The following is an 11,015-nucleotide window of genomic DNA, read 5'->3' as shown; positions in this document are numbered from 1 at the left end:
TGCGCCCCGGTCTCCCGCGGCGACTCCGGAACTGTACGGGGACGGACCCGCCACATGCAAATCGCCCCTGCCCGGGCTCCCGGGCAGGGGCGATCCGTCGTTCGAGCACCGTCAGGCGCGGCCCATCTCCTCGGCGATGGCCGCCGCGAAGGCGTCGATGTCGGCCTCCGTGGTGTCGAAGGCGCACATCCAGCGCACCTCACCGGTGTGCTCGTTCCAGAAGTAGAAGCGGTAGCGCTTCTGGAGCCGCTCGCTCACCTCGCGCGGAAGGATCGCGAACACCGCGTTCGCCTGGACCGGGCGGACGACCTCGACACCGTCGATGTCCCGGACCGCGGCCTCCAGGCGGCTGGCCATGGCGTTGGCGTGGCCGGCGTTGCGGAGGTAGAGGTCACCGGAGAGCAGGGCCTCGAACTGGACCGAGACGAAGCGCATCTTCGAGGCCAGCTGCATCGAGGTCTTGCGCAGGTACTTGATGTTGCGGACCCGCTCGGGGTTGAGCACTACCACGACCTCGCCGAACAGCAGGCCGTTCTTCGTGCCGCCGAAGGACAGCACATCGACGCCCACGTCGGTCGTGAAGGCGCGCAGCGGCTGGCCGAGCGACGCGGCGGCGTTGGCCAGGCGCGAGCCGTCGACGTGGACGAGCATGCCCAGCTCGTGGGCGTGCTCGGTGATCGCGCGGATCTCGTCGGCGGTGTAGAGGGTGCCGAGCTCGGTGCTCTGGGTGATGGAGACCGCGAGCGGCTGCGCGCGGTGCTCGTCGCCGAAGCCCCAGGCCTGCTGGTCGAGCAGCTCGGGGGTGAGTTTGCCGTCCGGGGTGGGGACGGTGAGCAGCTTGATGCCGCCCATCTTCTCCGGGGCGCCGCCCTCGTCCACGTGGATGTGGGCGCTCTCGGCGCACACCACGGCGCCCCAGCGCGGGAGCAGCGACTGGAGGGCGACCACGTTGGCGCCGGTGCCGTTGAAGACCGGGTAGGCCTCGGCCTTGTCTCCGAAGTGGCGGCGGAAGACGTCCTGGAGGTGGGCCGTGTAGTCGTCCTCGCCGTAGGCGACCTGGTGGCCGCCGTTGGCGAGGGCGATCGCGGCGAGGACCTCCGGGTGCACGCCGGCGTAGTTGTCGCTGGCGAAGCCGCGGACGGCGGGGTCGTGCCGCCGTACCGCGTCCGTACGGGAGAGGTCGGTCATCGGGCTGTCAGCCACAGGTGCTGTCCGTTCAGTTCTGCTGCGGGGCGGTCCCAGAGGCCCGCCAGGTGGTCGGCGAGGTCGGCGGTGTCGGTGAAGCCGGCGAACTTCGCCTCCGGCTTCTCGGCCCGCATCTCGGGACTGACCAGCGCCTTGATCACCAGGATCGCAGCCGCCGCGGTGGGCTCGCCCTCCGGGTCGGTGGTCTCCTTCTTGAAGGAGTCGGCCATGGCGAGGGTCCACGCCTCGGTGGCGGCCTTGGCGGCCGCGTAGGCGGCGCCGCCGGCGGTGGGCTTGTGCGCGGCCGAGGCCGAGATCATCGCGTAGCGGCCGGCGGGGCTGCGGACCAGCGCGGGCTGGAAGGCCAGCGAGGTGTGCTGGAGGGTGCGCACGACGGTGTCGTGCAGGAAGTCCCAGTCATCCAGCCGGGAGTCGAAGAAGGTCTTGCTGCCGCGCCAGCCACCGACCAGGTGGAAGAGGCCGTCGACGTGGCCGTGCTCGGACTCCAGGTGGTCGGCCCAGTCGTGGACCTCCTGCGGGTCGAGCAGGTCGATGACCTGACCGCTGACCTTGGCTCCGCGCACGGCCACCCGGGTGGCGTCCAGGGCGGACTCCAGGCGCTGGGCGTCGATGTCGGCGCCGATCACGGTGGCGCCGTCGGCGGCGAGGCGGCGCAGCACGGCGCGGCCGGCCGGGCCGCTGGCTCCGGCGACGGCGATGACCTTGCCGGACAGCGGGGCGTTGGTGGACGTGGTCACGCGGCGACTCCCTGGATGCCGTTACCGGTGATGCCGGTGGTGGAGGCGATGACGCCGCTCAGCTTCTTGTTGAGGGCCTCGTAGAACATGCTCAGCGGGAACTCGTCCGGGAGCACGGCGTCGCACAGGGCCTTGTTGAGGGCCTTGCCGTCGGTGATGTCGAGCGGGAGGGCCTCGGCGCCCTTCGCCCAGGTCGAGGCCGGGTGCGGGGTGAGGTACCGGGAGACCAGCTCGTAGGCGGCGATCCAGTGGGCCGGCTTGGGCCGGTCGATGCCGTCGCGGTACAGCTTCTCGATCTCGGCGCACAGGTCGTTGGTGACCTGCGGCGCGCGCTCCCAGTCGATGCTGAGGCGGTTGTCGCGCCAGCGCAGCGCGTCGTGCTTGTGCAGGTAGGCGAAGAGCAGCTGGCCGCCGAGGCCGTCGTAGTTGCGCACGCGGTCGCCGCTGACCGGGAAGCGGAACATCCGGTCGAAGAGGATCGCGTACTGGACGTCGCGGGCGTGCGGGTTGCCCTCGGTCTCCAGCTGCACCGCCTCCTTGAAGGTGGTGAGGTCGCAGCGGAGCTCCTCCAGGCCGTACATCCAGAACGGGCTGCGCTGCTTGATCATGAAGGGGTCGAACGGCAGGTCGCCGTGGCTGTGGGTGCGGTCGTGGACGAGGTCCCACAGGACGAAGGTCTCCTGCGCGCGCTGCTGGTCCTGGAGCAGGCCCTCGGCGTCGGCCGGGATCTCCAGGCCGAGCTGCTGGACGGCGCTGGTGGAGACGGCGCGGAAGCGGGCGGCCTCGCGGTCGCAGAAGATGCCACCCCAGGTGAAACGTTCCGGCGCCTTGCGCACGGACACGGTCTCGGGGAAGAGCACGGCGGAGTTGGTGTCGTAGCCGGCCGTGAAGTCCGTGAAGGTGATCGGCACGAACATCGGGTTGTCGAAGCGGGTGCGCTCCAGCTCGGCCAGCCAGTCGGGCCACACGACGCGCAGCAGGACGGCTTCCAGGTTGCGGTCCGGGTTGCCGTTCTGGGTGTACATCGGGAAGACGACCAGGTGCTCCAGGCCGTCCTCACGCTGGTCGGCGGGCTGGAAGGCGAGCAGCGAGTCCAGGAAGTCGGGCTCGCGGTAGCCGGTGTCGGCCCACTTGGCGAGGTCCGCGTCGACGGCGGCGAGGTACGCGGCGTCGTGCGGGAAGTTCGGGGCGAGCTCCTCGACGGCGGCGCGGACGGAGGCCACCAGCGGGTCGACGGTGTGCCGCTGGACGGCGGCCAGGTCGATCGAGCCGTCCTTGGACTGCAGCGGGCGCAGGGTCTCGACGGCCTCCTTCAGGCGCAGCCAGGCCGGGTGGCCGGCGAGGGTCGAGACCGGGGCGTCGGCCGCCGCAGCGAGCCTTGGCGAAAGATTCTGCATCGTGGACTCACTTCGACAGGAGTTATTTCAACGAGGACACCATAAGTACGAAAGGTTCTCCCGTTCAAGGGGGTCCGGACAGGCAAAGCTGCGGCGACGCGGCGCTCCGGCCCGAAAACCTGGGCCAGGAGGCCTGTTGTCCGGGATGTGGACATTGATCTGGATGTTCTGGACAGATGCGCCGCGCTGATGCGAACCTCCCGGCATGTTCCCGGCGGTGATCACGGTGGCCGTACGCCACGACAGCCCGATCCGGCGGCCCTCCCGTCGGCACGCCGGCTCCTGCTGTCGCCGTCGCGCCGACGCCCTCCGCTGCCGCTGTTGCCGCTGCTGCTGATCCGGCCACCGGCCACCGGCCGGCCGCCGTCGATCCGGCCGCTGCAGATCCCGCTCGACGGGCGCCGCGGACGTGGGCCCGTTACGCCGACCATGCCGCGTGTGTTCCGGCGCCGCCACCGGGGGGGAAGTGACCCGCCGGGAACCGGCCCGTCCCGCCGCGCCCTTCCGCACCACCGAACCGCGCCCCCCGGTCCGCACCACGCGCCCCGCCCCGTGCGACCGGTCCGCCCGACCCCGTCACGCCCGGTCCTTCTCCTGGAGCCCCGCCATGACCCTCCGCAAGCCGTCCGCCGTACTGTCCCTCGCCGCGCTGGTCGCCGCCGCGGCCGCGCTGAGCGCGTGCGCGCCGCAGGACCCGAAGTCCGACACCGCCTCCGGCGCCCAGGGCACCGCCGGCACGGCGGCGGGCTGCGCGCCGGGCGCGCTGGCGACGCGGACGGCCGGGACGCTGACCATCGGCACCGACAAGCCCGCGTACGACCCCTGGTTCACCGAGGACAAGCCGGAGAACGGCAAGGGCTTCGAATCCGCCGTCGCCTACGCCGTGGCCGAGAAGCTGGGCTACCCGAAGGACAAGGTCGACTGGGTCGTCGCACCGTTCGGCAAGGCCACCGCACCAGGTGCCAAGGACTTCGACTTCGACGTCAACCAGGTGTCCATCAGCGCCGAGCGCAAGCAGGCGGTGGACTTCTCCTCCGGCTACTACGACGTGCGCCAGGCCGTCATCGCGCTGAAGAACTCCAAGGCGGCGGGCGCGAAGAGCATCGCCGACCTGAAGGACGCCAAGCTCGGCGCGCAGGTCGGCACCACCAGCCTGGACACCATCACCGGCACCATCAAGCCGAGCGCCCGGCCGGCCGTCTTCGACTCCAACGACCTGGCCAAGGCCGCACTGAGGAACGGCCAGATCGAGGCCCTGGTGGTGGACTTGCCGACCGCCTTCTACATCACCGGCGCCGAGGTGCCCGAAGCCCAGGTGGTGGGTCAGTTCGAGACGGCCTCGCAGGGCGAGCAGTTCGGCCTGGTGCTGGACAAGGGCTCCAAGCTGACCGGTTGCGTGTCGCAGGCGGTGGACGCGCTGCGCTCGGACGGCACGCTGGCGAAGCTGGAGAAGCAGTGGCTCTCCGACGCCGTCTCGGCACCGGTGCTGAGGTGAGCGCCGGCACGAGCCCCGGTGTGAGCGGGGACGCTCCGGCGGCCGGCCACGCCGGGGCAGCGAAGGACGGAGGCGCAGCGGGGTCGGCGAAGAACCCGGGCGCCGCGGGGTCGGCGAAGGACCCGGGCGCCGCGGGGTCGGCGAAGGACCCGGGCGCCGCGGGGTCGGCGAAGAACCCGGGCGCACCGGAGCCCGAGAAGGGCCCGGGCGCCGCTGTGTTCGCGAAGGACGCCGGGGTCACGGCCGCCGCAGCGGACGAGGGCTACCGCCCGTCCGCGCGGCGCCTCGCGCACGAGGCGTACCGGCGCGGCCGGGCCCGCCGCTCGGCACTGATCGCCGCCTCGTCGACCCTGGCGACGGCTGTCGCGCTCTACCTGCTGGTCGTCAACTCCCCCGGCTGGGAGGTGACCCGGCGGACCTTCTTCAACCTCGACTACGCCCGGCAGGCGCTGCCCGAGGTACTGCGGGGGCTGCGGGTGAACCTGGAGCTGATGCTCGGCTGCGGGGTGCTGGTCCTGGTGCTCGGCCTGCTGCTCGCGGTGCTGCGGACACTGCGCGGACCGGTGTTCCTGCCGGTGCGGCTGCTGGCCACCGCGTACGTGGACTTCTTCCTCGGGCTGCCGATGATCATCTGCCTGCTGGTGATGATCACCGGGGTGCCGGCGCTCCGGCTGACCGGGGTGACCACCGATCCGCTGCTCCTGGGCGGGGCGGCGCTGGTGCTGACGTACTCGGCCTACGTGTCGGAGGTGTTCCGCTCCGGCATCGAGTCGGTGCACCCGAGCCAGCGGGCGGCGGCGCGGTCGCTGGGGCTGACCAACGCCCAGGCCATGCGGTACGTGGTGCTGCCGCAGGCCGTCCGGCGGGTCGTGCCGCCGCTGCTCAACAACCTGGTGAGCCTGCAGAAGGACACCGGGCTGGTCTCGATCGGCGGCGCGATCGACGCGGTGTACGCGGCGAAGATCATCGCGTCGCGGTCCTTCAACTTCACGCCGTACCTGCTCGCGGGGCTGGTGTTCATCGTGTTGACCATTCCGCTGACCCGGATCGCCGACTGGCTGACCGCGCGGATGAACCGGCGGCAGTTCCAGGGAGGTGCGGTGTGACGGCGGAGGTGCTCCGGCTGGAATCGGTGCGCAAGACCTTCGGCACCCAGGTGGTGCTGCGCGACGTGGACCTCGCCGTCCCCGAGCACTCGGTCACGGCGCTGATCGGGGCCTCCGGCTCCGGGAAGTCCACGCTGATGCGGTGCGTCAACCTGCTGGAGGGCATCGACGACGGCGCGGTCTTCCTCGACGGCGAGGAGATCACCGATCCGCGCGCCGACGAGGACGCCGTACGGCGCCGGATCGGGGTGGTGTTCCAGTCGTACAACCTGTTCCCGCACATGACCGTGCTGGAGAACATCACGCTGGCGCCGCGCCGGGTGCACGGCGTCGGGCGGGCCGAGGCGGAGGCCCGGGCGCTGCACCTGCTCGACCGGCTCGGGCTGGCGGCCAAGGCCGCCGAGTACCCGGACCGGCTCTCCGGCGGGCAGCAGCAGCGCGTCGCCATCGTGCGGGCGCTGGCCACCGGGCCCCGGCTGCTGCTCCTGGACGAGATCACTGCGGCGCTCGACCCGGTGCTGGTCGGGGAGGTCCTGTCGGTGGTGCGGGACCTCAAGGACCAGGGGATGACGATGGTCATCTCCACGCACGAGATGGGCTTCGCGCGCGAGGTCGCCGACCAGGTGTGCTTCCTCGACGGCGGGGTGGTGCTCGAACAGGGGCCGCCGGAGCAGGTGTTCGGCGATCCGCGGGAGGAACGGACCCGGCAGTTCCTCAGCCGGGTGGTCGCCTCGGGGCGGCTCCAGGGCTGAGCCGCAGCGGGAAGAAGGGGAGAGCGGGAGGAGCGCAGGGGCGGGAGGGCGAGGACGGGGAGAGCGGCACGGAGAACGGGCCGGAGGGCGGAGGCAGAGGGCGAGGCGGAGAACGGGCGCCACCGGACGGCGGGTGCACGGCCACGGCTTCACCACGGCGGGCACCACTGTGCGCCCCCGTACGCGCCCTGGCCGCGCCAGGCCGCCAGCGGTGATCGTGGAGCGGACGATCGTCGCCGCGCACGGGGCCGGCAAGCCGACGAACAGATGACAACCGACAGATGTCAGCTGACAGATTTCATCATCCGTTTGCTGAAATCTGTTCACCGCTCTCCGGCCGCTGTTCGCCGCTCGCCACCCCCGTCGCCCACCGCCCCGGGAGGCCGCCGTTGCACGGACCCATCCTGGTCAACTGGCTCCTCGCCCTCCTCACCGCCGCCGCCGGCGCATCCTGCCTGGTCCGACTGCGGCGGTCCCCGTGCGCCGTGGACGCCCCGACCGACGCGCACCGCCCGCTCGCCCGGGAATCGGACGCCGCCGAGGCCCTGATGGGGCTGGGCATGGCCGCGATGGCCGTCGCCGGCGCCACCGTCCCGCCCGCCGTCTGGGCTGCGCTGTTCGGCCTCCCGGCCACCGCCTTCCTGCTCGCCGCCGTCCACGCCTCCGTCGGCCGGGCCCACCGGCTGCACCACGCGGTCGGCGCGCTCGCCATGACGTACATGGCCCTCGCGATGGCGGCCACCTCCGGCGGCGAGCACCACCACGCGGCCGGTCCGGGCGTCCCGCCGCTGACCGGCGCCCTGCTCCTCTACTTCGGCGGATACACCGTCTGGGCCGGCAGTCGGCTGCTGCGCACGTCGTCGGGCACCCTCGCGGTCGGCACCGCCGGACTGCCGCAGGCCTGCCGACTGACCATGGGCATCGGCATGTTCGCCATGCTCCTGACGATGTGACGCGCCCGCCCCCGCGCCCGCCCCCGCACCGAGACCCGACCGCCCGCGTGGCGTTGGTCACTGGCCGGTCGAAAGCCGTTCCACCGGGCGTCGGCGGCGCATAGGTTGGCGGGGAGCGCGTTGTCGCGTTCCGTGCGTACTCGGGGAGCCCATGCGATGCCTGCCCTGATCGGCCTGCTGCTGCTCGGACTGCTGCTCTCGACCGTCGCGCCCCGGCTGCTGGCCCGGGCCCGCTGGGTGGAGCGCGAACCGGTGCTGGCACTGCTGGTGTGGCAGTGCCTCGTGGTGGCGGTGCTGCTGTGCTGCGCGCTGGGCCTGGTGCTGGCCGCCTCCGCCGCCCTCCCGGAGCTGCGCGCCCTGGTGTTCTCGGGCGCGCCGCACGGCGTGGAGGCGGCGTACGGCCTCCAGGGCTCCGAGGGCTGGGGCCGGCTGTGCGCCGCGGTGCTGGCCGCCGGCGCGGTGCAGACGGTGCTGGCGCTCACCAGGGAGGTCCGCACGGCCAAGGCGCTACGCGACCGTCGGCACGCCCAACTGGCGACCCGTGCACCGGAGTTGCCGGAGTCGATCGAGGCTGCTCGGAGCGACCGGGAGCGCCTGGTGGTGCTGGAGAACGTCCGACCGGAGGCGTGGTCGCTGCCCGGTCCGAGCTCCCGCCTGGTGGTCACCACCGGCGCCCTCCAGCAGCTGACCGACCGGGAGCTGGCCGCCGTGCTGAGCCACGAGCGCGGCCACGTCCGGGCCCGGCACCACTGGCTGCAGCAGTTCGCGCAGGCGCTGGCCTCCGGCTTCCCCGGCGTGGGCGTGTTCAGCGCCTTCCGGGACCAGGTGTCGGAGTTGGTCGAGCTGGCGGCCGACGACCGCGCCGCCCGTCGGCACGGTCGGCACACCACTGCCCTCGCGCTGGCCGAACTCAACCTGGACCGCGGGGTGTTCGGCTCCTGTCCGCCCGGTCTGGCGCAGTCCCCGAAGCGGGTGGACCGGCTCCTCGCCGGCCGGCCGCGGCTCTCCGTTCCGCACCGGCTCCGGCTCACCGTCGCGGCCCTCGCGGCACCCGCCGCGGTGGTCATGCTGGCGGTCGCCCCGGGCCTGCGTTCGTTGCTCTGAGCCGACCGGCCCGCATCGGCGCACAACGGTTTGACGAGCCGCCGGCTACGGCTGCTGCCGATCAGGGGGGTGTGCCCGGTCAGTCCGACGGGACTTCGCAGGCCTTTCCGGGGCCGCCACCGAGAGTGAGCCCCAGCACTTCGCGGTGCAGCGGCCTGGCCTGTTCGTAGCGTTCCCGGCCGGCCTCGGTGAGGGTGAGGACGATGCCCCGCCTGTCGCTCTCGCACATCGCCCGGGTGACCAGTCCGGCCTTCTCCAGTCGGGCGATCAGCCGGGAGAGCGCGCTCTGACTGAGGTGGACGGTGGGTGCGAGTTCGCTCACCCGCAGCGCGTGACCGCCGCCGGCGGCGCACCCCTCGACGAGGCGCTCCAGCACCTCGAACTCGCTCATGCCCAGCCCGAAGCGGTCGCCCAGCTCGCGGTCGAGCGCACAGGCGGCCGTCGCATGCCGGGCCAGCAGCTCGCGCCACTGCGCGACCAGTCCGGCCTCCGCCGGGGTGTCGAGTTCAGCCACTCCGCCACCCTAGCACCTGCAGCGTAAATTATTGCGTTCACATCTAATTCATTTGCATTGAATGCATACGCATGTACTGTCCTCCCCATGACCACCGCGACCGTCACGCCACCCGACGCCTCGTCAACCAGCGGGCCGAACTGGACACCCCGCCTCTGGGGCACCCTGATCGTGCTCTGCGCCGCCATGTTCCTGGACGCCCTGGACGTCTCGATGGTGGGCGTCGCGCTCCCCTCCATCGGCTCCGAACTCGACCTCTCCACGTCCACCCTCCAGTGGGTGGTCTCCGGCTACGTGCTCGGATACGGCGGCCTGCTACTGCTCGGCGGCCGCGCCGCCGACCTGCTCGGCCGCCGCCGGGTCTTCCTGGTCGCACTGGGCGCCTTCGCCGCCGCCTCGCTGATCGGCGGCCTCGTCGACGACGGCGCCCTGCTGATCGCGGCCCGCTTCCTGAAGGGCGTCAGCGCCGCCTTCACCGCCCCGGCCGGCCTGTCGATCATCACCACCACCTTCGCCGAGGGCCCGGCCCGCAACCGCGCGCTGTCGATCTACACCACCTGCGCCGCCAGCGGCTTCTCGCTCGGCCTGGTGCTGAGCGGCCTGCTCACCTCGGTCGGCTGGCGCTGGACCTTCCTGATGCCCGTCCCGGTCGCACTGCTCGCCCTGGTCTTCGCGATCCGCCTGCTCCCCCGCCCGGTCGAGGAGCGCGCCGAGGGCGGCTACGACGTCCTGGGCGCGATCACCGGCACCGCAACCGTGCTGCTGCTGGTGTTCACCGTGACCGAAGCGCAGGGCGCCGGCTGGCTGAGCCTGCGCACGCTCGGATCGCTGGTCGTGGTCGCCGCGCTGGCCGCGGCGTTCCTGCTGGTCGAGAGCCGCACCGCCCACCCGCTGGTCCGGCTCGGCATCTTCCGCAACGGCTCGGTCGCCCGGGCCAACCTGGTCGCCTTCGCGATGACCGGCGCGTACGGCGGCTTCCAGTTCGTGGTGACGCTCTACCTGCAGCACCTGCTCGGCTGGTCGGCCCTCCAGATGGCCCTCGGGCTGCTGCCGGCCGGCGCCTTCATCGCCCTCTCGGCACCGTTCATGGGCCCGATCGTGGACCGCTTCGGCACCGGGCGGCTACTGCCGATCGGCCTGCTGGCCCTGGTCGGCGCCTTCGCCCTGTTCCTGCGGCTGGACGAGCACAGCTCCTACCTCGGCCTGGTGCTGCCCTCGATGCTGCTGCTCGGCGTGGGCTTCGCGCTCGCCTTCCCCTCGGTGAACATCGCCGCCACCGACGGTGTGGCCGACGAGGAGCAGGGCCTGGCCTCGGGCCTGGTGAACACCGCGATCCAGGTCGGCACCGCGGTGGTGCTGGCCGGGGCGACCGCGATGATCACGGCCGGCAGCGCGGGCGGCGACGGCCCGCAGGCCCAGCTGGACGGGTACCGCCCGGCGCTGGTGTTCGTCACGGCGGTCGCGCTGGTCGGGCTGGTGGTCGCGACGGTCGGCGCCCTGGTGGACCGGCGCCGGAATTCAGACCCCGCGCCGGTGCCTGATTATGATTATCCGTCAGTCGGGTCGACGGCGACCCGGACCGAAGTCCTGAGCAAGCACTGATCCGTGGGCTCCGCCCGCAGCCGACCCCGGGCCGTCGGGCAATGGCGCCGGCTCCACCAAACCCCCGTGTTGGTGGTGCCGGCCGGGGTGGGTCCCGCCCCCCGGGGGGGGGGCCCCCCCGGGCCCGGTGCCCCCGGCGGGGGGGGGCC

General features: G+C 72.5%; 10 protein-coding genes. 6 read left to right on the top strand and 4 right to left on the bottom strand.

Features of this window, described 5'->3' with window-relative positions:
• Positions 1-111 precede the first annotated feature (111 nt).
• Genes ACFV0O_RS18975 through ACFV0O_RS18965 form a run of 3 tightly spaced genes read right to left on the bottom strand, consistent with a single transcriptional unit; the run spans position 112 to position 3,340 of the window.
• Entirely contained in the window at positions 112-1,188 is a 1,077-nt protein-coding gene (locus ACFV0O_RS18975) for a threonine aldolase family protein (RefSeq protein ID WP_380342916.1), read from the bottom strand.
• The gene (locus ACFV0O_RS18970; RefSeq protein WP_380342899.1) at positions 1,185-1,943 is read right to left on the bottom strand and encodes an SDR family NAD(P)-dependent oxidoreductase; all 759 of its coding nucleotides are present in this window, start codon (positions 1,941-1,943) and stop codon (positions 1,185-1,187) included. The genes ACFV0O_RS18975 and ACFV0O_RS18970 overlap by 4 nt, the downstream gene beginning before the upstream one ends.
• Positions 1,940-3,340 carry a DUF6421 family protein gene (locus tag ACFV0O_RS18965; protein WP_380342896.1) on the bottom strand — a complete coding sequence of 467 codons (1,401 nt, stop codon included), beginning with the start codon at positions 3,338-3,340 and terminating at the stop codon, positions 1,940-1,942. Before ACFV0O_RS18965 ends, ACFV0O_RS18970 begins: the two co-directional genes overlap by 4 nt.
• Before the next feature lie 607 nt (positions 3,341-3,947).
• Here ACFV0O_RS18965 and ACFV0O_RS18960 point away from each other — a divergent pair.
• From ACFV0O_RS18960 to ACFV0O_RS18940, 5 genes are all read left to right on the top strand, one after another.
• Entirely contained in the window at positions 3,948-4,835 is an 888-nt protein-coding gene (locus tag ACFV0O_RS18960; RefSeq protein ID WP_380342893.1) for an ABC transporter substrate-binding protein, read from the top strand.
• A gap of 215 nt (positions 4,836-5,050) precedes the next feature.
• Positions 5,051-5,941 carry an amino acid ABC transporter permease gene (locus ACFV0O_RS18955; RefSeq protein WP_380342890.1) on the top strand — a complete coding sequence of 297 codons (891 nt, stop codon included), beginning with the start codon at positions 5,051-5,053 and terminating at the stop codon, positions 5,939-5,941.
• On the top strand, positions 5,938-6,693 hold the full coding sequence (locus ACFV0O_RS18950) for an amino acid ABC transporter ATP-binding protein (RefSeq protein WP_380342887.1): 756 nt from the start codon (positions 5,938-5,940) through the stop codon (positions 6,691-6,693). The genes ACFV0O_RS18955 and ACFV0O_RS18950 overlap by 4 nt, the downstream gene beginning before the upstream one ends.
• Positions 6,694-7,082: 389 nt before the next feature.
• A complete protein-coding gene (locus tag ACFV0O_RS18945; protein ID WP_360249759.1) occupies positions 7,083-7,646 on the top strand; it encodes a DUF5134 domain-containing protein in 564 nt (187 codons plus the stop codon).
• A 156-nt stretch (positions 7,647-7,802) separates the two neighbouring features.
• On the top strand, positions 7,803-8,750 hold the full coding sequence (locus ACFV0O_RS18940) for a M56 family metallopeptidase (RefSeq protein WP_380342884.1): 948 nt from the start codon (positions 7,803-7,805) through the stop codon (positions 8,748-8,750).
• A 79-nt stretch (positions 8,751-8,829) separates the two neighbouring features.
• Here the strand turns inward: ACFV0O_RS18940 and ACFV0O_RS18935 are convergent, their stop codons facing one another.
• Positions 8,830-9,264 carry a MarR family transcriptional regulator gene (locus tag ACFV0O_RS18935; protein WP_360249764.1) on the bottom strand — a complete coding sequence of 145 codons (435 nt, stop codon included), beginning with the start codon at positions 9,262-9,264 and terminating at the stop codon, positions 8,830-8,832.
• A gap of 87 nt (positions 9,265-9,351) precedes the next feature.
• Between ACFV0O_RS18935 and ACFV0O_RS18930 the strand changes: the two genes are divergently transcribed.
• Positions 9,352-10,866 carry an MFS transporter gene (locus ACFV0O_RS18930; protein ID WP_380342880.1) on the top strand — a complete coding sequence of 505 codons (1,515 nt, stop codon included), beginning with the start codon at positions 9,352-9,354 and terminating at the stop codon, positions 10,864-10,866.
• Positions 10,867-11,015: the final 149 nt, after the last annotated feature.

The organism is Kitasatospora sp. NPDC059577 (assembly GCF_042735475.1).
Lineage (GTDB): Bacteria > Actinomycetota > Actinomycetes > Streptomycetales > Streptomycetaceae > Kitasatospora.
Note: the sequence above shows the minus strand (reverse complement) of the source record. Positions and strands in the feature narration are given on the sequence as shown.